Raw genomic sequence first — 25,933 nt, 5'->3', positions numbered from 1 at the left:
ACCATGGCTGTGTCGCTGCCCACCGCCGCGGACGTCCGCAAGCTCCGCGAGCAGGCCGCCAAGAACGCCGCCGAGCGGGCCGAGGCCGCGCGCACCCCGCTGCTGGCCGTGCTGGGTGCCGGCGACCTCGCCGTCGCCGCCGTCGCGAACGCCGTCACCGCCACCCGGGCGCGCGTCAACGCCCAGGCCGAGGACGTGCAGGACCGCGTCGCCACGCTGCCGCAGCGGCTCAACGCTGACGAGCTCCGCAAGGCCGTCGCCGACCTGCGGGACCAGGCCGAGCAGGCCTACACGGGTTTCGCCGACCACGGCGCGAAGACCTGGGGCCGGATCCGTAAGCAGCCGCAGTTCAAGCAGACCCTGCGCACGATCGAGTCCTACACCGACAAGCTCGACGCCCGCGTCGACGACCTGGTGGACGACGCCCACGACGCCGCGGAGAAGGCGCTCGGCACGGTGAGCCGGCAGACCCGATCCACCGGCGAGCGGTTCGCGCGCGCCACGCAGCGCTTCACCGGGCAGGCCGCCGAGACCGTCACCGAGGTGAGCAAGGACGCCTCGAAGACCGTCGCCAAGGCCGGTGCCGACACCGCGGCGACGATCGACGAGGCCGGCACCGAGGTCGCCCGCGACACCCGCAGCGCCACGCGGAAGGCCGCCAACCGCACGGCGCCGAAGCCCGAGCCCAAGAGCGAGCCCAAGTCCGCGGCGAAGCCCGCGCCGAAGGCCACGCCGAAGACGGCCGCGCGCAAGCCGGCCACCCGCCGCACCGGCGCGGCGAGCGACGCCAAGTCCGGCAGCTGAGCGCGCCGCGGCGCCGCCGCCGCGTTCGCTGCACCTTGCGGTGCCGTCCGTTCGCTCCAAGCTCCGCTCAGTGCCCCCGAGGTCTCCCGCGCCTCGGGGGCACTGTCGTGCTCCCAGCCGGTCGAGTTCGCCACTGGGCATGTGCGCGCAGGGGGCGCCCCCGCGTAGTCTGCGTGATGTGAGCCTGCTGTACGACCTCGACGCCTGGGTCCTGTGGGCGGTGTGGCTGCTGGCCATCCCCGTCGGTGGCTATGCCTTCGTCCATGCACTCCTGCAGCGCGCCGACGCGTTCACCGCGGTCGACAAGCTCACCAAGCCCGCCTGGCTCGGCATCACCGGGGCGAGCGTGCTGGTGCTCGTCGTCTTCCAGGGCGGCCCCGGGAGCAGCGGAGCACTGTTCTGGCTGGCCGCGCTCGTCGCCGTGCTCGTCTACATCGTCGACGTCAAGCCGGCCGTGGTCCGCGTGCAGGGCGGTGGCCAGCGCTGGTGACCGACTGGTCCGTCCTCGGCACGCTGCGGGCCGTCCCCGCGCTCGACCGCCCCGACCTGCTCGGCGAGCCCGTCGCCCAGGCCCTCAAGGCGCTCGATCCCGCCGACGCGGCGCTCGTCGGCGTCGCCGAGATCGATCCCGCCCTGGCCGACACCGCGGAGTTCTGCGCCGCGTACTCCTCCCCGCTCGACGGCTCCGCGAACTGCGTCGTCGTCGCAGGCCGCCGCGGCGAGGACACCCGCTATGCCGCCAGCCTGGTGCTCGCCACCACCCGCGCCGACGTCAACGGCCTCGTCCGCAAGCGGCTGAACGCCCGCAAGGCGTCGTTCGCGCCGATGGACGACGCCGTCGCGCGCAGCGGCATGGAGTACGGCGGGGTCACGCCGGTCGGGCTGCCCGAGGACTGGCCGGTGCTCGTCGACGCCGCCGTGGCGGCCGCGCCCGCCGTCGTGATCGGCAGCGGGATCCGCGGGTCGAAGCTGGCCCTGCCCGGTGAGCTGGCCGCGCGCCTGCCCCGCGCCGAGGTGATCGAGGGCCTCGCCCGCTGACGGTCCTCCCGGCGTCGCCCGGGTCGAGCCGCACCGCACACACCCACTGGGGACGGCACACGCCGCCGGCGGCATGTGCCGTCCCGACTCGCTGTGTGCCGTCGAGATGAGTCGATCCGGCGCAATGTTCCTGCGTTCGCTCCTGGCGGACTTACTTGAACGCTGGAATGCCTTCAACGCTGTAAGCGTTGGGCAGGGCATGACAGAGACGCTGAAGCTGCCGGTGCTTCCGCTCGCCGACTCGGTGGTGCTGCCCGGCATGGTGGTTCCCGTCCGGCTGGACCAGCCGGACATCCAGGCAGCGGTCGACGCGGCGAACAGCGTCGATCGCAAGGTCCTCATCGTGCCCCGCCTCGACGGCCGCTACGCCGCCGTGGGCACGATCGCCGTCCTCGAGCAGGTCGGCAGGCTCCCCAGCGGGGAGAAGGCGGCCGTGGTGCGCGGTGAGGGCCGCGCGCAGATCGGCTCCGGCGTCACCGGGCCGGGCGCGGCGCTGTGGGTGGAGGCCACCCCGGTGCCCGAGCAGCCCGTCACCGGCCGGATGACGGAGCTCGCCAAGGAGTACAAGGCACTTGTCATCGGGATCCTGCAGCAGCGCGGGGCCTGGCAGGTCGTCGACTCGGTGCAGCAGATCACCGACCCCGGCCAACTCGCCGACACCGCGGGATGGGCGTCCTACCTCGACCTGGAGCACAAGGCGCAGCTGCTCGCGGAGACCGACGTCGTCAAGCGGCTGGAACTGCTGATCGAGTGGACGAAGGAACACGTCGCCGAGCAGGAGGTCTCCGAGAAGATCGCCAGCGACGTCCGCGAGGGCATGGAGAAGACCCAGCGCGAGTTCCTGCTGCGCCAGCAGCTGGCCGCGATCCGCAAGGAGCTCGGAGAGGACGAGCCGGACGGGGCCGACGACTACCGCACGCGCGTCGAGAACGCCGACCTGCCCGAGCACGTCCGCAAGGCCGCGCTCACCGAGGTCGGAAAGCTGGAGCGGGCGTCGGACCAGAGCCCGGAGTCGGGCTGGATCCGCACCTGGCTCGACACCGTCCTCGACATCCCCTGGACCACGCGCACCGAGGACACCGACGACCTGCTCGCCGCCCGCGCCGTCCTCGACGCCGACCACGCGGGCCTCGACGACGTCAAGGAGCGGCTGGTCGAGTTCCTCGCCGTCCGCGCCCGCCGGGACCGCAAGGGCATGGAGAAGGTCGGCGGCCGCGGCTCGGGTGCCGTGCTGTCGCTGGTCGGTCCGCCCGGCGTCGGCAAGACGTCGCTGGGGGAGTCGGTCGCGCGGGCGTTGGGGCGCAAGTTCGTGCGCGTCGCCCTGGGCGGCGTGCGGGACGAGGCCGAGATCCGCGGCCACCGGCGCACCTACGTGGGCGCGCTGCCCGGCCGGATCGTCCGCGCGATCCGCGAGGCCGGCTCGATGAACCCCGTCGTGCTGCTCGACGAGATCGACAAGGTCGGCAGCGACTTCCGCGGCGACCCGACGGCGGCGCTGCTCGAGGTGCTCGACCCGGCGCAGAACCACACGTTCCGCGACCACTACCTCGAGGTCGACCTCGACCTGTCCGACGTGCTGTTCCTCGCCACGGCCAACGTCTTCGAGGCGATCCCCGGCCCGCTCGCGGACCGCATGGAGATCGTGACGCTCGACGGCTACACCGAGGCGGAGAAGGTCGCGATCGCCCGCGACCACCTGCTGCCGCGGCAGATCGAGAAGGCCGGGCTGGAGCCGTCCGACGTCGAGTTCTCCGACGTGGCCCTGTCGATGATCGCCGCCGAGTACACCCGCGAGGCCGGCGTGCGGCAGCTGGAGCGGGGCCTGGCCAAGGTTCTGCGCAAGGTGGCCGTGAAGCTGGACAGCGCCGATGCGCGCTCCGCTGACGCTCCGCGCGGTGACGCCGAAGCCCCCGTGCACGTCGACGCCGACGCCCTGGTGGGCTACCTCGGGCGGCCGAAGTTCACCCCGGAGTCGGCGGAGCGCACCTCCGTGCCGGGGGTCGCAACCGGGCTGGCCGTCACCGGGACCGGCGGGGACGTGCTGTTCATCGAGGCCACCGCGATGGAGGGCGACCCGGGCTTGACGCTGACCGGACAACTCGGCGACGTGATGAAGGAATCGGTGTCGATCGCCCTGAGCTACCTGCGGTCGAAGGGCCTCGCCGGTGACCTCGCCCAGCGCAAGCTGCACGTCCACGTGCCGGCGGGCGCCGTGCCGAAGGACGGTCCCAGCGCCGGGATCACGATGACCACGGCGCTGGCGTCGCTCGCGAGCGGGCGGCCGGTGAGGTCGTCGGTCGGAATGACCGGTGAGGTCACGCTGCAGGGCAAGGTGCTGCCGATCGGGGGCGTCAAGCAGAAGCTGCTGGCCGCCCACCGGGCCGGGCTCACCGACGTGATCATCCCGAAGCGCAACGAACCCGATCTCGACGACCTGCCGGAGTCGGTGCGCGGGGAGCTCCGGGTGCACCCGGTGGCCGACGTGGCGGAGGTGCTGGAGCTGGCCCTGGAGCCGGCACCGCTGACGGCCGCGGCCTGACCCATTGCGCGAACGGCACTTTCGTTCAACAGGTTTGAGCGAAAGTGCCGTTCGCGCTCTCGTCAGCGGCCCTCCTCGCCGAGGAACTCGCCCGGCCGGTGGTGGACGAACTCGGCCGCGCCGAGGCCGCTCTCGGCGCCCGCCCGGCGCAGCGCACGGTGGTGGCCGACCCGCCCCAACGGCCGGTCTCCACCCGGGCCACGACTGCCTCGACGGCCGCGACGACCTCCGCCGGCGTGAACGTGCAGTGCCCGGTGCGGTCGACGAACGCGGTGCGCAGGTCGGCCTTCTCGCCCGCCGTGCGCACGCGGTCGGCGTAGTCGTCCTCGAACTGCACCGGCACGAGCGCATCGGCGACGGTGTGGACCGTCAGGACCGGCACGTCGAGCTCGCCGGTGATCGTCGAGGTGCGGGTGAGCCACTCCCGGGCCGCGGGGTCGGCCGAGGTCGCCGCCGTCGCGGTGAGTCGGTCGAGATCGGTGTGCAGGTCGAGGCCCGCCTCCCGGTACAGCGTGCCCACCAGGTCCTTCGTCGCCGAGGGCTGCAGCAGCGCGCGGTAGTCGACGCCCACGTTGGTGGAGGCGTTGCCGCCCGCCCGCGACTCGATGTCGAGGCGGGCCGGGAGGATGAACGGCAGCGTCTCGATCATCCCCAGCACCTGCGCCTCCGCGCGGCCCGCCGGGTCCTCGGGTGGCGCCCCGTCGCCGTGCCAGGTGGGCAGGTGGAACAGCGCGGCGGCGAGCGCGACCCGCGCCCGCCCCTGCGGCGTGTGCCGTGCCGACTCGATCGCCTCCAGCAGCCGCGCGGTCACCTGGTGGACCTGCGCCGCGTCGGCGAAGCCCGCCAGTGGCACCTCCTCGCCCGGCAGGAGCAGCTGCGCCAGCGCGTGCGCACCGTCGAGCTGGAAGTCCAGGAGCCCGACGCCGCCCGCAACCAGCCCGCAGAGGGCCAGCGCCGCGTCCACGCCCGAATCGTCGCGCTCGGCGATCTGCGCGGTCACGAGCCCGCCCATGGACTGGCCGACGGCGATGGTCCGGCGGGGTTCGCCCAGCTCAGCGGTGACGGCGGCGAGCGTGGCGAGCTGGTCGTCGGCCGCGGTGTCCAGGGTCCAGCCCGCGGTGGCGTAGGACGACCCGGCCAGCGCGTAGCCGCGGTCGAGCAAGGCGGCGGCAGTGTCCGGGTCGGGCGCGTTCTGCGCCGGGTTGTCGCCGCCGGGCGGCCGGTAGCCGTGGCCGAACAGCAGGAGCACCCCGTTCCAGTCCGCCGGGACGTCGGCGATCCAGCTCGCCCCGGAGTCGAGCGAGCCGCTCAGCCGCCGGTACGGGGTGTCGGTCGGCGACGCCGTGGCCGTGCCCGCGAGCACGACGGTGGCGAGGACGGCGCCCGCGAGCGCGCGTGTGACGTTCAGCACGAGCTGACGTTAGGCATTCCGAGCGACGCCGGTCAAGAAGATGCCCAAGAACCACGTGGAGGGAAGATCCCCGCGCCCGCCGTGCTTGTGGGGTGCATCCGATCGACGAGGAGACCGTCATGTCCGTCCTGCCCGATCCCACCACCGAGTTCGGGGCCCGCGTGGCCCGGCGACTGCGGGAGGAGCTCGTCGCCTGGTTGACGTTGGTCGACGGCACCGGCACGCCCCAGCCCGCCCCGATCTGGTTCCTGTGGGACGGGGAGTCGGCGCTGGTCTACAGCGACCACAAGGCGAAGCGGCTCGCCCACCTGCGCGCGAACCCGCGCGTGGCCCTGCACCTCGACGGCGACATCGTGGTGCTCACCGGAGAGGTCGAGGAGCACCCGGACGAGCCACCCGTGCACGAGAACCCGGCCTACCTGGACAAGTACGGCGACCGGATCGAGGACGGGTGGGGAACCGCGGAGAAGTTCGCGGAGACCTACGCCGTGGCGCTGCGGTTCCGTCCACGCCGGGTGCGCGGGCATTGAGCAGCGGCCGCGCCGGTCCCGTGATGGCAGGAAAGACACGTTCCTGGCGTTGAATGGCAGGAACGTGGCTTTCCTGACACTTCGGTGCAGGGTCAGCGGAAGACGACCGTCTTGTTGCCGTGTACGAGCACCCGGTCCTCCAGGTGCCAGCGCAGGCCGCGGGCGAGCACGAGGCGTTCGATGTCGCGGCCGCGGCGGACCATGTCGGCGGTGGTGTCGCCGTGGTCCACCCGGATCACGTCCTGCTCGACGATCGGCCCGGCGTCGAGGTCGGGCGTCACGTAGTGGCAGGTCGCCCCGACCAGCTTGACGCCCCGGGCGTGCGCCTGGTGATAGGGCCGGGCGCCCACGAACGAGGGCAGGAAGCTGTGGTGGATGTTCAGCGCCCGGCCCGCCCACGCCCGGCACAGCTCGGGCGGGAGGATCTGCATGAACCGGGCGAGCACGATCGCGTCCGGGTCGTGCTGGTCGACCAGGGCGCGCAGTTCCTCGAACGCCGCGGCCTTGGGTGCGTCGCTGCCCGGCGGCGGGAACGCGACGTGGTGGAACGGCACCCCGTGGGCCCGCACGAGGTCGCCGAGCTCGGCGCGGTTGCCGATCACGGCGTCGAGCTGCACGGGGAGCTCGCCCGCGGCGACCCGTCCGAGCAGGTCGTGCAGGCAGTGCGGCTCCTTGGTCACCAGCACCACCGCCCGCTTGGGCACCGCTGTGTCGGTGACGGTCCAGTCGGCCTCGCCGCCCAGCTCGGCCGCCACCTCGGCGAAGCGGGCGCGCAGCTCGTCGGCGTCGAACGGCAGCGAGTCGGCGCGCACCACCTGGCGGGTGAAGAACCAGCCCGTGTCGGGGTCGGAGTGGTAGCCGGCCTCGACGATCCAGCCGCCCGCGTCGGCGAGGAAGCCGGCGATGCGGGCGACGATGCCGATGGTGTCGGGGCAGCTCAGGGTGATGACGTAGCGCTGCTCGGCGGGGCGGTCCACGCGCTGAATGCTCTCAGGGGCTCAGCTGCGCTCGGCGAGCCACTCCAGCGTGAACCCTGTCTCGGCGGCGAGCAGGCTCTCCACCTGCTCCGCCACGATCCCCTCGATCTTCCCACCGATCAGCGGCACCTTCACCGTGACCTCGGCGTGCACGAGCAGCTCGCTGTCCCCGCCGTCGGCGTCGTGCAGCCGCATCCCGCCCACCGCCGACGCGGGGGTGCCGTGGATCGTCACCTGCACCTCGCCCGCGTAGCGGCCGGACTCCTCCCGCACCCAGCTCTCGGCGCGCTCGATCGTGAGGTCGCCCGGCAGCATGCTGCGGACCGTCGACGGCATGTCCTTCGCGTCCAGGCCGTGCTGCAGCCGGTAGCGGGCGCCGTCGGCGTACGCGCTGTGCTCGAGCAGCTCGGCGCGGGGTCCGCCGAGCCGGGCGAGCCGGGCGCGCAGGTACTCGGGGTCCACCATCGTCGCGTAGACGTCGTCGGCGCGGTACTGCGAGGTGGACCGGTAGTCGATCGGGCGCGGCATGGTCGGAGGCTACCGTTGGCCCCCGTGCCGGTATCTGACACAGCCGCGCGGCTCGCCCCGCTGACCACCCTGCGGATCGGTGGACGCGCGGCCACGCTGGTCGAGGCGACCTCCGCCGACGCGGTCGTCGACGCCGTCCGGGCGGCCGACGCCGCAGGCGAGCCGCTGCTGCTGCTCGGCGGCGGCTCGAACGTCGTGGTCGCCGACGAGGGCTGGCCCGGCACCGTCGTGCACGTCGCGAACACCGGGCGCACGGTGCAGCGCCGCGCCGACGGGTCGGTGCTGCTCACCGTGGGGGCCGGCGAGGACTGGGATGACGTCGTCGCCGCCTGCGTCGCCGACGGGCTGGGCGGGCTGGAGTGCCTTTCCGGCATCCCCGGCCGCACCGGCGCCACGCCGGTGCAGAACGTCGGGGCGTACGCCGTCGAGGTCGCCGAGCTGCTCGTCGACGTCGACCTGTACGACCGGCGCGCCGGCGTGGTCCGCGAGCACGTCCCCGCTGCGGAGCTCGGGCTGGCCTACCGCACCAGCGTCCTCAAGGGCCGTGACGACGCGGCGGTGCTGCGCGTCCGGTTCGCCCTGCCCGGTGACGGCGCGAGCGCCCCCGTCCGCTACCCGGAGCTCGCCAGGGCGCTCGGCGTCGAGCCAGGGGCCCGCGTGCCCACCGCGGCCGCAAGGGAGGCCGTGCTCGGGCTGCGGCGCGGCAAGGGCATGGTGCTCGACGCCGCCGACCTCGACACCTGGAGCGCCGGGTCGTTCTTCACCAATCCCGTGCTCGCCGCCGACCGCGCCCCGGCCGGCGCACCACGCTTCCCGGCGGGCGACGGCATGGTGAAGGTCCCGGCGGCCTGGCTGATCGAGCACGCGGGCTTCCGCCGTGGTCACCCCGGCCCCGGCGGGCGGGTGGCCCTCTCGGACAAGCACGTGCTGGCGCTCACCAACCGCGGCGACGGCACCGCGGCCGACCTGGTCGCGCTCGCGCGCGAGGTGCGCGACGGGGTGCGCAACCGTTACGGGATCGAGCTGGTCCCCGAGCCGGTGCTCGTCGGTTGCACTCTGTGAGCGACGCGTAGCCTCGTTCGGGGGACCGCGGTGAGGCAACCTGGAACGGCGTTCGGACGTCTCTCATCGTGGGGAAAGTGCTTTGGGGGGACGACGATGCGAAGGATCCTGCTGATCCTGGCCGTGATGGTGGTCGGCTCGCTGGGGGTGGTCACGGCCGCCACCGCGTCGAACGAGGCGGCGCCGCGCACGACACCATCGATACTGGCCCCGTCGGCCACGGTCGCGTACGCACCGGCCGCCGGCGCCACGGAGGTCGACCCGCGGTCGCCCGTCACCGTCACGGTGCAGGACGGCACGTTCGACACCGTCACGCTCACCAACGCCGACGGCGAGCCCGTGGCCGGTGCCCTGAACGCCGACCGTACGAGCTGGAGCACCAGCGAGCCGCTCGGGTACGGCAGCTCCTACACCTGGAGCGGCACCGCCACCGGCGGCGACGGCGCCGCCGTGCCACTGGAGGGCTCGTTCACCACGGTGGCGCCCACCGACACGGTGCGCGGCATCCTCAACATCGACGGCCGCACCGTGGGCATCGCGGCGCCCATCGAGATCCAGTTCGACGCACACGTCGAGGACCGCGCCGCCGTGGAGCGGAACCTCTCGGTCACCACGTCGGTGCCGGTCGAGGGCGCCTGGGGCTGGCTGCCCGACGAGAACGGCGGGTCGCGCGTGCACTGGCGGCCGAAGGAGTACTGGCCCGCCTACACCACGGTGACGGTGCAGGCGAACCTCTACGGGGTGCCCTACGGCGGCGGTGCCTACGGGGTCGCGGACCTGTCCACCACGTTCGAGATCGGCCGCGCACAGATCGTGAAGGCCGACGTCACCACGCACCGCATGATCGTGATGCGCGACGGGCAGCAGGTGGCCGACTACCCGGCCAGCTACGGCCTCGCGACCGACCCGAACCGCAACACGCGCTCCGGCATCCACGTCGTCACCGAGAAGTTCACCGACAAGCGGATGGTGAGCGAGCGGTACGACTACGACGTGGTGTCGAAGTGGTCGGTCCGGATCAGCAACAACGGCGAGTTCATCCACGCCAACCCGGCGTCGGTCGACGCGCAGGGCAACTCCAACGTCACCCACGGCTGCATCAACCTCTCCACCGAGAACGCCAAGGCCTACTACGACACGGCGCTCTACGGCGACCCGGTGGAGGTCACCGGCACCCCGATCGCGCTGTCCGCGCAGGACGGCGACATCTGGGACTGGACGCTGTCCTGGGAGCAGTGGCAGACCCTGTCGGCGCTGTAGGACCACGCATGGCCGAACTGGACCACCTCGTGCTCGCCGTGCCCGACCTCGACGCCGCGCTGCCGGGGCTCGCGGCGCGGCTCGGCGCACCGGCCGTGCCCGGTGGAGCGCATCCGGGCTGGGGCACGCGCAACGCGCTCGTCGGCCTCGGGCCCGGGGCGTACCTCGAGATCATCGGGCCGGATCCCGCGCAGGACGTGGAGCGCCGCGCGTTCGGCGTGGACGCCGTGCCCGGGCCCACGCTGGTGGCCTGGGCCGTCCGGCCGGGCGTCGGGGAGACGTTCGAGGCGCTGGTCGCCGGGGCGGGCGCCGCGGTGGGCCCGGTCCGCGCGATGTCTCGGCGCCGCACCGACGGCCGAGAGCTGCACTGGCGCCTGACCGAGCCGCGGGTCGGGCCCATGCCCTTCCTCATCGACTGGGGCGCCACGCCGCACCCGGCCGCCGAGCTGCCCGCCGCGGCCGAGCTCCGGTCGTTGGCGCTGTCCGACCCGGTCCCCGACGCCTTGAGCGGCACCCTGCGTTGGATGGGCCTCGCCGAGTCCGTCTCGGCGGGCGACCCCCGGATCACCGCCGTCCTGCGGCGGGTGTCCGGTGCACTCGTGGAGCTCGACGGATAGCGGTCGCCCCATCGGGGTACGCGGCGGCATGCGTCCCGACGAGCTCAGCGAGCAGACCGCCACCCGAGCCGAGCCGCTGCCCGAGGAACGGCGGGCCGAGCACGGCGGGGAGGACCGGCGGACCGAGGCCACGGAGATCCTGCGCGACTCCGAGGACCGGGTGGCCGGCGCCGCCGAGGGCAACCGGCCCGCCGACGGCGCCGACGAGCACCGCCGGTCGGAGGACACGGCGGGCCCGTAGCGTCAGGTCCGGGCTGCCACCGCGTCCCGCACCGTGGTGCGGATGCGGTAGAGGCTGGAGGTGGCCGTGATGTAGAGCGTGCGGCCGTCGTCGCCGCCGAAACATACGTTCGCGATCTTCTCCGGCACCGGGATCCGCTCCACGAGTTCGCCCGTGGGCGCGAACACCTGCACCGCGTCCAGGCTCGACGTCCAGATGCGACCGGCCTCGTCCACCCGGAACCCGTCCGGCAGGCCGGGGCCCACCTCGGCGAACTCACGGCCGTTCTTGCAGAGACGCCCGTCGAAGACGTCGTAGCAGTGGATCGAGTGCCCGCCGGGCCGGGCGGGGTCGCGCCGGCCGTCCGGTGGTGAGATCGCCGAGTCCGCGACGTAGAGCAGCGACTCGTCCGGGGAGAACGCCAGACCGTTGGGCGTCTCCACATCGATGACGACCGGGGTCAGGGAGCCGTCACGGGGGTCGAGGCGGAACACGTAGTGGTCGCCGTACTCCAGCTCACCGGGGTGACCCTCGCCCGGCTTCTTGATGCCGTACGACGGGTCGGTGAACCAGATGGTGCCGTCGCTCTTGACGACGACGTCGTTGGGCGAGTTGAGCCGCTTCCCTGCCCACGAGTCCACGAGGACCTCGATGACGCCGTCGCGGTCGCGTTCCACCGCGCGCCTGCCGTGCGAGCACTGGATCACGGAGCCGTCCAGGTCGAGCGTGCGCCCGTTGGTGAACTCCGCGTCGTCACGGTAGACGGCGAGTTCGCCGGAGTCCTCGGAGTACTCCAGGATGCGGTTGTTGGGGATGTCGCTGAACCGGACCGCCCTGCGCGCCGGCAGCCACACCGGCCCCTCGGCCCAGACGGCCCCGGAGGCCACATTCTCCAGGGTGGCGCCGGGTGCGATCAGATCGGTCATGCGTCCTCCTGCTTCCGCCCACCGACGGGCACGGTCTCGGTCATCCTGGCGAGCGGGACCAGGCCGAGCAGACAGATCGCGGCGAGCACGACGTAGTGCACGGTGAACCCGGCCTCATCGATGATCCAGCCGGACACCGCGGCAGCGAGCACCCCCGACACGCCGAGGGCCAGGCCGATCATGATGCCCATCGCCGTGCCCGCCGATCTCGGCACCGAGTCGATGAGCAGCGCGTAGACCACCGGGAACGGGGCGTTGCGGAACAGCCCCCACACCAGCAGGACGATCCACGCGCTCGCCGGGCTCACGATGAAGATCATCCCGAGCAGAGCGACGGACCAGCCGATCACCAGGAAGCGGATCGCGAACTTGCGGCCGGCGTGGTCGGACCAGGCGCCCCAGACGACTTGCCCGATCCAGCCGGTGAGCCCTGAGACGCCGGACAGCAGCGCCGCTTCCGCGAGGCTCATCCCCTGGTCGACCATCTGCTTGGTCAGGAAGGTGACAGCGCCCGCTTCCGCCCACAGGAACAGGAAGATCAGGACCACGGACCAGCGCACGTTCGCGCTGCTCAGTGCCTCCTTGACGGACTCGAGTGCGCTCCCCGACACGCGGGTGGACAACTCCGGCAGCGGACGGGTGAGGCCGCGGGCGTCGATCCAGTCGTAGACCTTCGCCTGGTTGCGCCGCGTGCCCAGGAAGGTCTGCGCGACGATGATCGGGATGCCGAGCAGCGGGATGATGAGGAACGCCTCGCGCCAGCCCGCCACGCCGAGCACCGCCGCGATGAGCGCCCCGGTGAGGAACTGTCCCAGCGGGAAGCCGGTGTGGTGGACGCCGACGGGCGAAGCTGCCCGCCAGCCCGAACGTCAGCGCGCCGCCGAGGATGCCGAGCGCCATCGCGACGTTCCACGTCCACGTGCGCCGGTAGCCGGTGCCGATCCGATCGGAGATCCACCCGAACAGCAGCGCACCGACGATGAGGCCGCCGAAGAACACGGAGTTGACCAGTCCCGCCTGCGCGGAGCTCAGCTGGAACTCCTCCTGGATGGCCGGCAGGACGGCGGGCAGGATCCCGCCGTCCACCGCGGTCATCAGTATCGCGCCCGTGGTGACGGCCAGCGTCGCCCACGACAGAGGATGGGCGCGCGGAACCCACGCCTTCCGCGCCGGGCTGGACACGTCGGGCACGTCGGACCTCACTCATCGGCGAACCGGACCAGGACGAGCGGAATGCGCTTGCCGCCCCATCTTGATCGTGAAGACGTCCGACGTCAACGACATGTCCGACATGCGGGATCGGGCCCGGGCCCGCGACTCGCGCACCCGCAGGCCCCGACTCGCGCGCTGCGACCCGTCACCGCCCGCGAGTCGGGCTGTACGGGTGTGCGAGTCGGGCTGTACGGGTGTGCGAGTCGGGCGATCCGTGCGCCGCCGTCGGCAGTGGCTCGGGCTCAGCGCTCCCGGTGCGCCCGCATCGCGTTGGCCTGGGCGCGCGGCTTCAGCACGATCTGGTCCAGGTTCACGTGCGAGGGACGGGTGGCGGCGAACGCGATCACGTCGGCCACGTCGTCGGCCATGAGCGGGGTGATTCCGTGGTAGACGCCGGCCGCCCGGTCGGCGTCGCCCGCGAACCGGACGAGCGAGAACTCGGTCTCCACCATTCCGGGCAGGATCTCGGTGAGCCGGACCGGCTGCCCCAGCAGCTCGCCGCGCAGCGTGCGGTGCAGCATCGCCTGCGCGTGCTTGGTGCCTGTGTAGCCGGCGCCGTTGTCGTAGGCCTCCAGCGCGGCGATCGAGGTGACGGTGACGATGTGCCCGTCACCGGAGGCGAGCAGTGCCGGGAGCAGCGCCTTCGTCACCCGCAGCGTGCCGATCACGTTGGTCTCGTACATCCAGCGCCAGGCGTCCTCGTCCGCCTTGGCCACGGGCTCGAGCCCCTTCGCGCCGCCCGCGTTGTTCACCAGCAGGCGGCAGTCGGGCACGGCCGCGGCGAACGCGGCCACGGACTCGGTGTCGGTGACGTCCAGACGCAGCGCGGTGCCGTCGATCTCGGCTGCGATCTCCGCGCACCGGTCGACACGACGGGCACCCAGTACCACGTGGAATCCGGCCTTGCCGAGCGCGCGGGCGGTGGCCGCCCCGATGCCCGAGCTGGCCCCGGTGACGACGGCGGTGGGTCGATCGGTCATGCGTCCGAGCCTATTCAGTGCGGGTACGGATCACTCCAGGCCCTGCTGCGCGGCCCGGGAGCCGCGCCGCGCGGCCGTGCGCTGCCAGGAGAAGATGCCCCAGCCCATGGCGCCCAGCACGGCCCCGGCCACGCACGTGGTGAACCCGATGCCCAGCGGCTGCCGGCCGGCCAGCCAGGCCACCAGCAGCGCTGCCGCGCCCAGCAGCCACAGCGCCGTGCCGACGGCGACGACGGCGCGCACGTCGCTCAACCCGCGGGGGAGCGGTGGGGGATCGGCCACGCGCCCAGCGTACGGCGGAACGCCGCAACGGGGCCGCGGCCGGTGGGTCACGAACGCGGTCCATGTGCCCGGATGGCCACTGGCTGTGTTGTGCCAGGTACGACGGGTCCTACCCCTTCCGCATCGCGAATCCCATCGGCGCTGATCAACTGGACACGGCTTAGTGTCTGCGGCGTGATCGAGCTTGCGAGATCACCGACAAGCACAGCATCGACGATCGTGGTGCCGACGAGCGCCAGCGAGGAGGTGTCATGATCGAGCGTCTCTTCCGCGTGTCCGAGCGCGGCTCCACGGTCGGCCGCGAGATGCGCGGCGGGCTCGTCACGTTCGTGACGATGTCGTACATCATCGTGCTCAACCCGCTGATCCTCGGCAGCTTCGTCCCCGAGGGACCGGGTGCGAAGACCGACGTCGTGGGCAACATCCTGACCGTCCCGCAGGTCGCGGCCGTCACCGCGCTGGTCGCCGGCGTGATGACGCTGCTGTTCGGGCTCGTCGCCAACTACCCGTTCGCGATCGCGACGGGCCTCGGGATCAACACGCTCGTGGCGGTCACGCTCGCGCCGCTGATGACCTGGCCCGAGGCGATGGGCCTCGTCGTGATCGACGGCCTGATCATCGTGCTGCTGGCCGTGACGGGTTTCCGCACCGCGGTGTTCAATGCCGTCCCGGCGGACCTGAAGGCGGCGATCGCCGTCGGCATCGGGCTGTTCATCGCGTTCATCGGTCTGGTCGATGCCGGGTTCGTGCGCCGGATCGCCGACGAGGCCGGCACCACGGTGCCGGTGGGCCTGGGCATCGGCAACTCGATCGCGTCCTGGCCCACGTTCGTGTTCGTCGTGGGGCTGCTGATCACCGGCCTGCTGGTGGCCCGCGGGGTCCGGGCCGGGATCCTGCTCGGCGTCGTGGTCACCACGATCATCGCGATCGTCGTCGAGGCGATCGCCCAGGTCGGCCCGTCGGCGGGCACCAACCCCAAGGGCTGGTCGCTGGCGGTGCCGACGCTGCCCGACAGCATCGTCGGGCTGCCCGACCTCTCCCTGGTCGGGGCCGTGTCCCTCGGCGCGTTCGCCCGGCTGGACCTGATCACCGTCGCGCTGCTCGTGTTCACCCTCGTGCTCGCCAACTTCTTCGACGCGATGGGCACGATGACCGGGCTGGGCAAGCAGGCCGGGCTCGTGGACCAGAACGGGCAGCTGCCGGGCGTCGGGAAGGCGCTCATCGTCGAGGGCGCGGGCGCCGTGGCGGGCGGTGTGGGGTCGGCCTCGTCCAACACCGTCTACATCGAGTCGGCGTCCGGCATCGCCGAGGGGGCGCGCACCGGCCTTGCGAACGTGCTCACCGGTGTGCTGTTCCTGCTCGCGATGTTCTTCACTCCGCTGTACTCGATCGTGCCGATCGAGGCGGCGGCCCCGGCGCTCGTGATCGTCGGCGCGCTGATGATGCGCCAGATCACCGGCATTGACTTCACCGAGTTCCGGGTGGCGCTGCCCGCCTTCCTGACGATCGTCGTCATGCCGTTCACATACTCGATCGCCAACGGGATCGGCGCCGGGTTCGTCGCCTACGTGGTGCTCGCGGCGGCGACGGGCCGGGCACGGATCATCCATCCGCTGATGTGGGTGGTGGCGGTCGCGTTCGTCGGCTACTTCGCGGTCGGGCCGCTCCAGGCGCTCTTCGCGGGATAGTTGTGTAACCTAACGGAAAGTGAGCGCGCCGCCGGAGACCACGTCGACCGGCGGCGGGATGTTCGCCTCGCTGCGGGTGCCGAACTACCGGCGCTACGCCTCCGGTCAGGTCGTCTCGCTGGTCGGCACCTGGATGCAGCGCGTGGCGCAGGACTGGCTCGTGCTGGACCTGTCCGGTGGCAACGCCGCCGCGCTGGGGCTGGCGGCCGCGCCCCAGTTCTCCCCGACACTGCTGCTCTCGCTCTGGGGCGGGGTGCTCGCCGATCGCGTCGACAAGCGCCGGATGCTCATCGCGCTCCAGGTCGCGCTCGGGGTGTGCGCCCTCGCGCTGGGCCTGGCCGACGTCACCGGCGTGGTGGCGCTGTGGCACGTCTACCTGCTGTGCCTGCTGGTCGGCTGCTTCTCGGCGTTGGACGTGCCGGTCCGCCAGGCGTTCGTGCCCGAGCTCGTGGGCGTCGGTCAGGTCGGCAATGCCGTGGCGCTGAACGCGGTGACGTTCAACCTCGCGCGGATCGTCGGGCCGTCGGTGGCCGGGCTGCTCATCGTGGCCGTCGGCACCGGGTGGGTCTTCCTGATCAACGCGGTGAGCTTCGCCGGCGTGGTGATCGCCCTCGCCCGGATGGATCCGGTGCGGCTGCAAGCGCATCGTCCCGGTGCCCCGGGCGCCGGGCCAGCTGCGGGCCGGGCTGCGCTACGTCCGCGGGCGGCCCGACCTCGTGGCCGCGCTGGCGCTGGTGTTCTTCGTGTCGACGTTCGCCCTCACCAACCTCCAGCTGGCCCTGCCGGTGCTGGCCCGCAACGTCTTCGAGCTCGGCGCGGAGGCGTACGGCCTGCTCACCACGCTGCTGGCCGTCGGCTCGGTGCTGGGCGCGGCACTCGCGGCGCGGCGCCGGGGACGCCCCCGGCTGCGGCTGGTCGCCGGGTCGGCGCTGGCGCTCGCGATCCTCGAGACCGCGACCGGGCTGATGCCGACGTTCGCCCTGACCGGCGCGGTCCTGGTGCCGGTGGGGCTCGCGGCGCTGACGTTCACCACCGCGGCGAACGCGACCGTGCAGATGTCGGTGGAGCCCAGCATGCGCGGGCGGGTGATGGGCCTGTACATGCTGCTGTTCCTGGGCGGGACGCCGGTGGGAGCCCCGCTCCTCGGTCTCCTGGCCGAGCGGCTGGGCGGCCGCGCGCCGCTGGTGCTGGGCGGGTGCGTGACCGTGGTTGCGGTGCTGGTGGTGGGCCTGGTGCTGGCGCGCCGCAACCGGCGGGTGAGCCAGGACTTGCCGAGGAAGTAGAGGTTAGGCTAACCTCAGCGATGTCGCTTCGTGGTGGGAGCGGCGCGTCAGAGGAATGCATCCGAGGGTTCGCCCTCGGGTGCATGACGTGGCAGTTCGGGAACGCCATCGGGGCCCCGGCCGACCGGCCTGGGCCCCGATGCGTGTGCGCAACCGCGGCTCAGCCCCAGGAGAACGTCCGGCGCACGGCCTCGCGGATCGGGTTCACGGAGCCCTCCCGCTCGTCATCCTCCCGGTCGCCCTCGTTGCGGCTCTCGCCGTCGGCGCCGTCGCGTCCCTCGGCGGTCGCGCTCGCGTCCTCGCCGTCAGTGCCGTCCTCGCCCTTGGCGCCGTTCTCGCCGTCAGTGCCGTCGCGGCCCTCGTTCCGGTCGGTGTCGTCCCGGTCGTCGTCCCGGTCGGCGCCGTCCCCGTTGCCGGCGTCGGCCGCCCCGTCCTCGAGGGAGTACTGCTTCACCCAGTCGACATGCATCACCGACTCCTCCGGAGGGCCGCCCTCCGGGAACCAGTCGAGCTGGATGCACAGGTGCATCGGCCCCGGCGGGAAGATGCTCGTGTCGGTGGTGCGGTACCACTCCTCGCCGTCGACGTAGGCCGTGATCGCCTCGGGCGTCCACTCCACCGCCCAGTTGTGCCACTCGGTGCCGTCAATCTCGACCTGGCCGTTCACCTGCGAGTTGTCGGCGCCGTAGTGGATGAAGATGTCCGTGGTCTGGCGCGTGTGGTCGAGCATCTCCATGAAGTCGATCTCGCCGCCGACGGGGAAGTCCTCGGCGTCCGCCCAGAGCAGCAGCAGGGCGTTGTAGGACGGGTCCGAGGCGGGCGCCTTGACCCGCCCCTCCCAGCGGCCGTACTTCTGCCCCGGGTTCCAGGCCATCCCGGCCGTGGTGCCCGACGAGTCACCGGTGATCGTGAGTATCCCGCCCTCGATCGAGACGGCGTCGGGCGAGCGGATGCCCTTGCCGGCATGCCCGGGCCCGTCGTAGATGTCCCACTGCTCGCTGCCGCCGGAGAAGTCGTCGACCCGGTTGGGCGTGCCCCAGCCGTACCGCTCGGCGGCGGTCGCACCCTCGCCGCTGCCGTCCTCGCCGCTGCCGTCCTCAGTGTCGGCGGTGCCCGTGCGGTTGCTGCGGGTGGAGGCGTCGGGCTCGTCCGTGTCGCGATCGGCGTCGCCTCCGGAGCGGTCGGTGGCCCCCGGCTCGTGCTCGTCCGGTCCGTCGGCGGTGTCGCGGTCGGCCGCGGTCTCACGGTCACCGGTGTCCCGCGCGTCGCCCGGTCCGTCGTCGTCCCCGCGGTCCTCACCGGTCGGCCCGCCGCGCTCGGCACCGTCGTCCCGGTCGGCGGGCTCGGGGTCGGCGGGTTCGGGATCGCGGGCCTCGCGTTCCCCCGGTTCCGGGTCGGCCGGTTCCGGATCCGCCGGTGCGCGATCCCGGGGCTCGCGGTCGGCGGGTTCGGCGGGTTCCGGATCGGTGGGTTCCGGGTCGGCCGGTCCGGGGTCCGCGGCGCGGTCGCGGTCCCGCTCCGGCCGGTCGGGGTCGGTCCCGGCCGCACCGGTGCGCCCGGTGGGATCCGGTTCCTCCGGCGTGCGGCCGCCCGGCTCGATCACCTCGACCGACGGCTCCGTCCGCGCTCCGGGCTCGCCGTCCTCGGCACCGGTGCCGGGCCCCGCCAGGATGATCACCACGGCGATGCCCGTCGACAGGTACTTCCGGAGCAGCTCCTCGAGGTCCTCGAAGATCATGGCGGGCACTCCTGTCGCATCAGTCCTCCCCGGCGGGGAGATCGGCGGTTGCGGGTGAGTCGGCGGCGACGAGCCACCGGCCGTCGGGCATGCGGGCCAGCACCACGTCGCGACCGACGAGGGTGACCTCGGCGGCGGCGCCGGGCGGGCCGGTCGCGGTGCCGAGCTCGGCCCGGTAGCCGCGCCGCCGGTCGCCCGCCTCGGCGGCCACCAGCTCGAGCGCCGTGACCGTCGCGGTGCGCAGCGACCCGGCGGGCGGCGGGTCCAGCACGACCACCCCGACGGTGGCGGGCGGGCTCCCCGGCACCGCGTAGCCCGCGGCGCGCAGGTGCGTGCGGCCCGCGTCCTCGACGCCGACCGAGTGCGCCACGGCGAGGTAGGCCCGTGCGACGGCCTCCGGGTCGGTGAGGTCGACCCCGGGGTCCACAGGGGCGGGCGGCGCGCCGCGCTCCACGGGAACGGCGTCCAGCGCCCGCCGGTCCTCGTCGGTGAGCGCGGCCCCTGGCGGCGGTTCGCCCGACGGCGGTATGACGCCGGTCGCGCCGCCGACCAGCACGAGCGCGAGCACTGTGATGGCCGCTGCCGCGGCGGCGGCGATGACGGGGACGACGGGTCTCGAGCGGTTCACGGCCTCACTCCCGGAAGCTCACGTGCACGTGGTCGAAGTGGCCGCCGGTGGCGTCGCGGACGTCGTAGACCCCGCCGCCCGTGTACCGCCGGCCCCATCCGCCCTGGTCCTCGACGCCCGGGTCCCAGTAGCGGCCCTGCCAGATGAGGTACTTGACCTGCAACGGTTCGGCGTTGCTGCGGAACCATTCGGCCACGCGCCACCCGGAGTCCAGGTCGGCGCCCTCCGCGAAGGTGCCCGGGGCCGTGGGGAACAGGTCGCACGCCTTGCCGCGGGAGTGGTCGCTGCGGGGGTTCCAGGCGTGTTCGTCCCAGCACCCGGCCGACCGGATCGTCGGGCCGTCGGTCCATCCCCCGAACGCGGCCCCGGCCGCTTCCAGCCCGTGGTGCGTGGCCCCGGTGAGGCAGCCGTCCCCGGTGGGATCGGGCAGCTCGCAGCCGGTGGCACCCCCGGTCCAGGCCGCGGGGGCGGCCAGGGCGGGCGGAGTGGCCGCGGCCGGTTCGGGCACGGGCGCCGCGAACCGCTCCAGGTTGGAGTGCACCGCCGCCACGTAGCGTCGGACCACCTCCGCGCAGCGCTCGCCGCAGCTCGCCTCGCCGGCCACCGGGATCCCGGTGGCGCTGCCCGTCACGCGGCCGCACCCGGCGATGTGGCAGACGAGCATGGCGTCGAGCGGCGTCGTGGGCTTGCCCGTGGCCTGCAGGTGCGCCGTGACGGCGCGCAGGTTCGCGCAGACCCACGGCACGGCGACGCGCAGGTGCGCCTCCGCGGACAGGACGTCGGCGTCGCCGGACGGGGGGTCCGACGTCCAGGTCTGCCCGCCCGCGGCCACCCAGTTGCGCTGCCCGAACTGGTAGAGCCCCGCGGGCCCGCCCTCCCGCCGCGAGGCGAGGGCCGGGTCCCACCCGGACTCCGCCTGCACCTGGGCCACCACCCACAGCGGCGGCAGTTCGGGGCAGTGGGTCGCGGTGAGCTCGCTGATCAGGGGCAGGGAGTCGCGCGCAGGCGCGGGCAGCTCTGCGGTGTCGACGCCCGAGACGGTGTCCGGCACCGGAGCAGGGGCGGCACCGAGCAGCAGCAGACCGGTGAGTGCGGCCAGCGCGATCGCGAGCGGGCTGCGCAGCAGGGTCGGGCCGGGCATGCGTCACCCCGCTCGTCCCGCCGCGGCCGTCGAGCGCAGGTGATCGGCCTCGAGCGTGTCGTCGTCGGGTTCGGGTGCTGCGGGCAGCAGCGGTTCCGCCCGGACCGGTGCCGGCCCGAGCAACCGGGCGGGCCGGACGGGAGCCGCCCGCCGGATGACGCGCGGGGCGTGGGCCGGCGCCGTGGGGCGCGGCCGGATCAGGGTGGGCGGGGCGCTGCGGGCCGGCAGGCCGGACCCGACGACGGCCGCCACGACCAGCCGGAGGGCGGCCGCGTAGGCCCGAAGGGGCCGCGTGACGTGGTGGGCCGGCAGTGCGAGCACGGCGGCGGCCTCCTCGGAGGGGGTAGGGGCACCGTGCCAGCGGCCGACGTGCGGGAGTGTGACGACGGCTCCGAAGCGCGGCTGCAGGGCGCTCAGCCGGGTCGCCACGCCGTCGGTGGGCAGGCCGGGCTCGAGGAGGACCGCGAGCACGGGGTGCGGGCCGGTCGGCGCACCCGCGAGGACGGCCGCCTGCCGCAGCGCGGCATCGGTGCCCCGGCAGGCGATGACGTCGGCGGCTCCGTCGAGCGGCCCGGCGTCGCGGGCGTGCAGCGCCGCGGCGAGCGTGCTGGTGCCGGCGTCACCGCTCAGCCCGGCGATCACGGGGGTGCGTGGGCGGCTCACCATGCGGTCCCGGAGCGCGGCTCGGCGAGCGGGTCGTCGTCGGCCAGCGTGTGGTCGTCGGGCGCCGGTGGGCCGGCGGGGGGCGGCTCGGGGACCTCACCGAGTGTCTCCTCCCACGCGTCGACCACCAGCCGCCCGTTCTCCAGCACCACGGGCACACTGAGCCGGATCCAGTACGACGCAAGGCTGCGCCACCCCCGTCCGGTGGGGGCGGGCGCAGCGGCCGGGATCCCCGCGATGCCGGGCTCGGGTTCGGTGGCGGCTGCGGGCTCGGGTCCGTGGTCGCCGACGGCCCGGTACGGCGTGACCCGCACACGGACGTCGACGAGCACGCGGCCCTCGCCGTCGGGTCGCACCCGCCCGGGCAGCGCGAACTCGGCGCGTTGACGGCCCCGCCCGGACCAGCCCAGCCGGTCGGGGTCGCGCCCCGGAGCCGGCAGGTAGTCGAGCAGCACGCGCCCGCGGCGGCCCGGATCGTCCTCGTCCCACGACAGGTAGTCGACGGCGAACGCCCCCGCGAGCGCTGCGGCCTCGGCCGGCTCGGGAGCGGGGGCCGGCGGCCGGGGCCACGGAGGGGTGGGCGCGGCGCTGCGGGGCCCGGGAATCGGGGGGAAGCCGTGGGGGTCGGTGGGCGGGTCGGCCGTGGGGACCGGGCGGGGGACGGCCGGGCGGGCGGCACGTGTGGCGGGGCCTGCCGCAGGCCATCCCGGCGGCGCTGTCGTCGGGGCACCCGCGCCCACCGGCGGCGGCCCCCAACCCGGCGGGGGGCCGTACGGCGGCCCGTAGGCCGGCGGGGTCGGCGGGGAAGGTGGGTCCGGTGCGGGGGCGCGGCCGAAGAGCCGGAAGCGGGCCACGGCCGTCACCTGGCGCGGGGGGTGGTCCGCGGCGTGCGGACGCCGGACGGGGTGGACTGGGTGGGTCGCTCGGGCATGCGTCCCCCGTTTGCGGGCGCGCGGGATCGCGCCCGCAGCCCGTGCTGCAGGCGCTCGACGGTCGGGAGCGCCGACCGGCGATCACCTGCCGTGACCACCGGCGGAACGGGACCGACTGTAGGAGTGCGCCCACCGGTTCCGGGGCGGAACGGGACGAGGGTTTGCGATGGTGAACGCGGAGGCCCGCGCGGCCCGGGCCCGTCCGGATTGCAGCAAAGCCACTTTCACGCAATGCCGTGGCGGGAAAGTGGCTTTACTGCAACGGGTGGGAGGTGGGTGCGGCGGCGATCTGCCGTGGCAGCGGCGGACCTCAGCCGGGGACGGGCCAGTCGTGCACCGGCTCGTTCGCCGCGGACGACTCCAGGTACCGCGCGAGCATGCCGCGCAGCGCGGTGGGTCGGTCGGCGCCGCGGGCCTCGAGCGCGCCCACGGTGTCGAGCTGCCACGCGGCACCGGTGCGGCGGGTGACGCAGCGCTGCTCGATGATCGGCAGGTAGCGGTCGGTGACCTCGCTCGCCACGCCCCACCGGGCCAGGCCCTCGGCGGCCTGCGGCAGCAGCTTGCGCAGCACGAGCTCGTCGGGACGGATCCAGCCGGTACCGGGCCAGTACAGCGGGCCCTCCATGCCGTGCCGGGCCGCGGTGGTGAAGTTCTCCTCGGCGGCCTCGAACGACATCGAGCTCCACAGCGGCCGCTCGGCCTCGACGAGCACACGCAGCAGCCCGTAGAAGAACAGCGCGTTGGCGACCATGTCCACGGGGGTCGGTCCCGCCGGGAGCACCCGGTTCTCCACGCGCACGTGCGGCACGCCGTCGGCCACGTCGTACACCGGGCGGTTCCAGCGCCAGATCGTGCCGTTGTGCAGCCGCATCTCGTCGAGCCCCGGCACCTCGCCCGCCTCGAGCTCGGCCATCGGGTCGGTGTCCTCGGTGACCGGCATCAGCGCGGGGAAGTAGCGCCCGTTCTCCGAGAACAGGTCGAGGATCGAGGTGATCCAGCGTTCGCCGAACCACACCCGCGGCCGGACGCCCTGGTTGCGCAGCTCGGGCGTGCGGACGTCGCAGGACTGCTCGAACAGCGGGATGCGCGTCTCGGCCCACAGCCGTGACCCAAGCAGGAACGGGGAGTTCGCGCCGACGGCGAGCTGCACCCCGGCCAGGCACTGCGCGGCGTTCCAGTAGCCGGCGAACGCGTCCGGGTGCACCTGCAGGTGCAGCTGCATCGACGTGCACGCCGCCTCGGGCGCGATCGAGTCGAAGTCGGCCGTGAGGTGCTCGGGTCCGACGCCGTGGCGGCCCGACGGGTCGTCGCCTGCGATGTCGAGGCGGATGGGCTCCCCGCGGGCGCTGAGCATCTGCTCGTTGAGCATGGAGTAGCGGCGATCGGGGGACAGGGCGTCGACGACGAGGTGGCGCTGCTCCAGCGTCGGCAGGATGCCGATGACGGCGAGCTGGGAGCCGCAGTCGAGGGCCTTGGACCGGACGACCGTGAGCTCGTCGAGCAGCTGGAGCTCCAGGTGCCGCCACTGGTCACCCGGCAGCGGCCGCGGCGGGAGGTTCAGCTCGAGGTTCCAGCGACCGAGCTCGGACTGGAACTCGGTGCCGTTGATGGCGTCGAGGACGTCGGCGCCGGACAGCGCGGGCGCGAGGTCGTGGTCGACGAGGTTGAGCTCGACCTCGATGCCGGTCATCGGCTCGTCGCGGGCGAACGGGTGCTCGCGCAGCATCACCGCGAGGGCGTCGAGGCACCGTTGCACTTTCGCGCGGTAGAGCTGCCGATCACGCCGACTGAACGTGGTCCGGCCGACGTCCTGGCCCATACCTGCGCTGCCTCCCTGCCCCCCGGGCACGCCCGGGAACCCGGGCGGTTGTCCACCGTGACACAACAGTGACCTCGCCGCTACGGCCGACCGGATGACCGATGCGATCACGGCGAGGTGGCCTGCGACGATGCCGAACCGTGGCCACCATCACGCCGATCACGGAACCGGCCGACCCGCGCGCCGACGACTACCGCGACCTCACCACCGCCGACCGGCGCCCGGACCGACCCGGAGGGCGCGGGCTGGTGATCGCCGAGGGGGTCGTCGTGGTGCGCCGGTTGCTCGACTCGCCGTACCCGGTGCGGTCGCTGCTGGGCGTGCCGCGGCGGCTGGACGAGCTCGCACCCGACCTGGCCGGGCTGGACGTTCCGGCCTACGCGACGGACGCCGCGACGATGGCGGAGGTCGTCGGGTTCCACCTGAACCGGGGCGTGCTGGCCGTGGCGGACCGCGCGGCGCCGCCGGACCCTGCCGAGCTGGTGCGCGACGCGCGCGTCGTCGCGGTGCTGGAGGGGGTGAACGACCACGAGAACCTCGGGGCGCTGTTCCGCAACGCCGCCGCGCTCGGTGTGGACGCCGTGCTGCTCGGTCCGCGCTGCTCCGACCCGCTCTACCGCCGCAGCGTGCGGGTGTCGATGGGCCACGTCCTGCGGGTGCCGTTCGCCGAGCTCCCCGGCCCGTGGCCGGCGTCGCTGGACGTCCTGCGCGCCGCCGGGCTGCGGGTGGCCGCGCTGACGCCGGCGGCGGACGCTGCGCCACTGGCGTCGTCGGGCCTGGCGGGGGAGCGGGTGGCGCTGCTGCTGGGCGCGGAGGGGCCCGGGCTCACGGACGCGGCGCTGGCCGCCGCCGACGTGCGCGTCCGGATCCCGATGGCGTCCGGGGTCGACTCGCTGAACGTCGCCACGGCGGCAGCCGTGGCCTTCCATGCGGTCGGAGTCGCTCTAGGCTGACCCGGATGGAGGTCGCTGGGGGACGAGTCGTGGTGGGCGAGCGCCGGCCCGGGGATCCGCCGCTGCCCGGGGACCTGCAGGACGCGCTGAGCGAGTGGGGGGCGTTCGCGGCGACCGTGACGCGGGCCGGCGGCCCGGAGGAGCAGGCGTTGCTGCAGCGGCGGGGCCGTCAGCTCGCCGCTCGGGTGGCGGACGTGCTCGGCAGGCCCGTGGACCTCACCGACCCCGTGACGGGGACGACGGAGTCGATCAGCGTCGGCGTCACGGGACCGATCCCGCGGCTCGCGCCGAACCCGCCGGGCCCCACGCCGTGGGCCACCGGGCTCACCGTCGCGGCGTTCTTCGCGGTGCTCGTGGCGATGGGTGACATCGTGCTGTGCCACGCGTTCGCCGAGGCGTTCGGACTGCTCTGGGTGCCGGCGAACCTGCTCATCGGGTGCGGGCTGGCGCCGTCGCTCTACCTCATGCGGCGCATGCCGTTCTGGCGCTGGCTCGCGCTGGGCGCGGCCGCCGGGCTGGCGGCCGCATGGGTGGTGCTCCTCCTGGGCCTGCTGGGCTGAGACCCGCCTGGGGACGTTGCAGCAAAGTCCCCCATGGCCTTCGGCCGCCACGAGGTATGAGAATCGGGTCGGGTCCGGCTGAGCTCGGTTGGCATTGGTGCGTCTAGCCCGAAGCAAAGTCTGAGGCCTGGGGGCCTTCCCG

General features: G+C 73.7%; 25 protein-coding genes and 3 pseudogenes. 14 read left to right on the top strand and 14 right to left on the bottom strand.

From position 1 onward, the window contains the following. The first annotated feature begins 3 nt into the window (after window positions 1–3). The 4 genes from KME75_RS04935 to lon all read left to right on the top strand — a co-directional run bounded on the left by KME75_RS04935 (window position 4) and on the right by lon (window position 4,381). Window positions 4–804, top strand: coding sequence for a hypothetical protein (locus tag KME75_RS04935; protein ID WP_219413327.1), 801 nt, complete (start codon window positions 4–6; stop codon window positions 802–804). Window positions 805–982: 178 nt separating this feature from the next. Next, window positions 983–1,294, top strand: a complete 312-nt coding sequence (locus KME75_RS04930; RefSeq protein WP_372452561.1) for a DUF2516 family protein — start codon at window positions 983–985, stop codon at window positions 1,292–1,294. Next, a complete protein-coding gene (locus tag KME75_RS04925; RefSeq protein ID WP_219413325.1) occupies window positions 1,291–1,842 on the top strand; it encodes a YbaK/EbsC family protein in 552 nt (183 codons plus the stop codon). Before KME75_RS04930 ends, KME75_RS04925 begins: the two co-directional genes overlap by 4 nt. A gap of 199 nt (window positions 1,843–2,041) precedes the next feature. Then, entirely contained in the window at window positions 2,042–4,381 is a 2,340-nt protein-coding gene (gene lon / locus KME75_RS04920) for an endopeptidase La (RefSeq protein WP_219413324.1), read from the top strand. A 25-nt stretch (window positions 4,382–4,406) separates the two neighbouring features. On the opposite strand, the gene KME75_RS04915 is transcribed toward lon, so the two are convergent. Then, window positions 4,407–5,792 carry an alpha/beta fold hydrolase gene (locus tag KME75_RS04915; RefSeq protein ID WP_219413323.1) on the bottom strand — a complete coding sequence of 462 codons (1,386 nt, stop codon included), beginning with the start codon at window positions 5,790–5,792 and terminating at the stop codon, window positions 4,407–4,409. A 119-nt stretch (window positions 5,793–5,911) separates the two neighbouring features. On the opposite strand from KME75_RS04915, the gene KME75_RS04910 reads away from it, so the two are divergent. Next, the gene (locus KME75_RS04910) at window positions 5,912–6,322 is read left to right on the top strand and encodes a TIGR03667 family PPOX class F420-dependent oxidoreductase (protein WP_219413322.1); all 411 of its coding nucleotides are present in this window, start codon (window positions 5,912–5,914) and stop codon (window positions 6,320–6,322) included. A gap of 92 nt (window positions 6,323–6,414) precedes the next feature. Here the strand turns inward: KME75_RS04910 and purU are convergent, their stop codons facing one another. Both purU and KME75_RS04900 read right to left on the bottom strand, forming a co-directional pair. Then, window positions 6,415–7,299, bottom strand: a complete 885-nt coding sequence (gene purU / locus KME75_RS04905; RefSeq protein WP_219413321.1) for a formyltetrahydrofolate deformylase — start codon at window positions 7,297–7,299, stop codon at window positions 6,415–6,417. A 21-nt stretch (window positions 7,300–7,320) separates the two neighbouring features. After that, window positions 7,321–7,827, bottom strand: coding sequence for a DUF2505 domain-containing protein (locus tag KME75_RS04900; RefSeq protein ID WP_219413320.1), 507 nt, complete (start codon window positions 7,825–7,827; stop codon window positions 7,321–7,323). 24 nt (window positions 7,828–7,851) lie between these two features. On the opposite strand from KME75_RS04900, the gene KME75_RS04895 reads away from it, so the two are divergent. The 4 genes from KME75_RS04895 to KME75_RS04880 all read left to right on the top strand — a co-directional run bounded on the left by KME75_RS04895 (window position 7,852) and on the right by KME75_RS04880 (window position 11,007). Continuing rightward, window positions 7,852–8,889, top strand: a complete 1,038-nt coding sequence (locus KME75_RS04895; RefSeq protein WP_308282559.1) for a UDP-N-acetylmuramate dehydrogenase — start codon at window positions 7,852–7,854, stop codon at window positions 8,887–8,889. 96 nt (window positions 8,890–8,985) lie between these two features. Next, window positions 8,986–10,149, top strand: coding sequence for a L,D-transpeptidase (locus KME75_RS04890; RefSeq protein WP_219413318.1), 1,164 nt, complete (start codon window positions 8,986–8,988; stop codon window positions 10,147–10,149). 8 nt (window positions 10,150–10,157) lie between these two features. Continuing rightward, window positions 10,158–10,766, top strand: coding sequence for a VOC family protein (locus KME75_RS04885; RefSeq protein ID WP_219413317.1), 609 nt, complete (start codon window positions 10,158–10,160; stop codon window positions 10,764–10,766). 28 nt (window positions 10,767–10,794) lie between these two features. Beyond that, the gene (locus KME75_RS04880) at window positions 10,795–11,007 is read left to right on the top strand and encodes a hypothetical protein (protein WP_219413316.1); all 213 of its coding nucleotides are present in this window, start codon (window positions 10,795–10,797) and stop codon (window positions 11,005–11,007) included. Window positions 11,008–11,009: 2 nt separating this feature from the next. On the opposite strand, the gene KME75_RS04875 is transcribed toward KME75_RS04880, so the two are convergent. From KME75_RS04875 to KME75_RS04855, 5 genes and pseudogenes are all read right to left on the bottom strand, one after another. After that, window positions 11,010–11,912, bottom strand: a complete 903-nt coding sequence (locus tag KME75_RS04875) for an SMP-30/gluconolactonase/LRE family protein (protein ID WP_219413315.1) — start codon at window positions 11,910–11,912, stop codon at window positions 11,010–11,012. Next, window positions 11,909–12,742 (bottom strand): annotated as a pseudogene (locus KME75_RS04870) (MFS transporter); the annotation flags it as partial. The gene KME75_RS04875 and the pseudogene KME75_RS04870, both read right to left, overlap by 4 nt. A gap of 37 nt (window positions 12,743–12,779) precedes the next feature. After that, window positions 12,780–13,007: pseudogene (locus KME75_RS46590) on the bottom strand (MFS transporter); the annotation flags it as partial. Window positions 13,008–13,366: 359 nt separating this feature from the next. Further along, window positions 13,367–14,104: an SDR family NAD(P)-dependent oxidoreductase gene (locus KME75_RS04860; RefSeq protein WP_219413314.1), complete on the bottom strand. Its 738-nt coding sequence runs from the start codon at window positions 14,102–14,104 to the stop codon at window positions 13,367–13,369. 30 nt (window positions 14,105–14,134) lie between these two features. Next, entirely contained in the window at window positions 14,135–14,386 is a 252-nt protein-coding gene (locus KME75_RS04855; protein WP_219413313.1) for a DUF2530 domain-containing protein, read from the bottom strand. A gap of 251 nt (window positions 14,387–14,637) precedes the next feature. Here KME75_RS04855 and KME75_RS04850 point away from each other — a divergent pair, with 251 nt between their 5' ends. The 3 genes and pseudogenes from KME75_RS04850 (at window position 14,638) to KME75_RS45610 (ending at window position 17,357) form a co-directional block, all read left to right on the top strand. After that, window positions 14,638–16,074 (top strand): NCS2 family permease, encoded by a 1,437-nt coding sequence (locus KME75_RS04850; RefSeq protein ID WP_219413312.1) that lies wholly within the window; start codon window positions 14,638–14,640, stop codon window positions 16,072–16,074. 58 nt (window positions 16,075–16,132) lie between these two features. After that, window positions 16,133–16,678, top strand: a pseudogene (locus tag KME75_RS45615) (MFS transporter); the annotation flags it as partial. Window positions 16,679–16,727: 49 nt separating this feature from the next. Next, the gene (locus tag KME75_RS45610; RefSeq protein ID WP_308282558.1) at window positions 16,728–17,357 is read left to right on the top strand and encodes an MFS transporter; all 630 of its coding nucleotides are present in this window, start codon (window positions 16,728–16,730) and stop codon (window positions 17,355–17,357) included. Between the two features lie 160 nt (window positions 17,358–17,517). Here the strand turns inward: KME75_RS45610 and KME75_RS04840 are convergent, their stop codons facing one another. The 6 genes from KME75_RS04840 to KME75_RS04815 form a co-directional block, all read right to left on the bottom strand. Beyond that, entirely contained in the window at window positions 17,518–19,095 is a 1,578-nt protein-coding gene (locus KME75_RS04840) for a family 16 glycosylhydrolase (protein WP_219413311.1), read from the bottom strand. A 19-nt stretch (window positions 19,096–19,114) separates the two neighbouring features. After that, complete coding sequence (locus KME75_RS04835) at window positions 19,115–19,723, bottom strand: hypothetical protein (protein ID WP_219413310.1); 609 nt, start codon at window positions 19,721–19,723, stop codon at window positions 19,115–19,117. Window positions 19,724–19,727: 4 nt separating this feature from the next. Further along, a complete protein-coding gene (locus KME75_RS04830) occupies window positions 19,728–20,864 on the bottom strand; it encodes a VldE C-terminal domain-containing protein (protein ID WP_219413309.1) in 1,137 nt (378 codons plus the stop codon). A 3-nt stretch (window positions 20,865–20,867) separates the two neighbouring features. Further along, the gene (locus KME75_RS04825; protein WP_219413308.1) at window positions 20,868–21,530 is read right to left on the bottom strand and encodes a hypothetical protein; all 663 of its coding nucleotides are present in this window, start codon (window positions 21,528–21,530) and stop codon (window positions 20,868–20,870) included. Beyond that, complete coding sequence (locus tag KME75_RS04820; protein WP_219413307.1) at window positions 21,524–22,381, bottom strand: hypothetical protein; 858 nt, start codon at window positions 22,379–22,381, stop codon at window positions 21,524–21,526. The genes KME75_RS04825 and KME75_RS04820 overlap by 7 nt, the downstream gene beginning before the upstream one ends. 388 nt (window positions 22,382–22,769) lie before the next feature. Further along, entirely contained in the window at window positions 22,770–24,278 is a 1,509-nt protein-coding gene (locus KME75_RS04815; RefSeq protein ID WP_219413306.1) for a glutamate-cysteine ligase family protein, read from the bottom strand. A gap of 101 nt (window positions 24,279–24,379) precedes the next feature. On the opposite strand from KME75_RS04815, the gene KME75_RS04810 reads away from it, so the two are divergent. Beyond that, complete coding sequence (locus tag KME75_RS04810; RefSeq protein WP_219413305.1) at window positions 24,380–25,231, top strand: TrmH family RNA methyltransferase; 852 nt, start codon at window positions 24,380–24,382, stop codon at window positions 25,229–25,231. A 5-nt stretch (window positions 25,232–25,236) separates the two neighbouring features. Continuing rightward, window positions 25,237–25,791 carry a DUF2537 domain-containing protein gene (locus KME75_RS04805; protein WP_219413304.1) on the top strand — a complete coding sequence of 185 codons (555 nt, stop codon included), beginning with the start codon at window positions 25,237–25,239 and terminating at the stop codon, window positions 25,789–25,791. The last annotated feature ends 142 nt before the right edge of the window (window positions 25,792–25,933 follow it).

The sequence above is a fragment of the Pseudonocardia nigra genome, assembly GCF_019396355.1.
GTDB lineage: Bacteria > Actinomycetota > Actinomycetes > Mycobacteriales > Pseudonocardiaceae > Pseudonocardia > Pseudonocardia nigra.
This window is presented reverse-complemented; position numbering and strand designations above follow the sequence as displayed.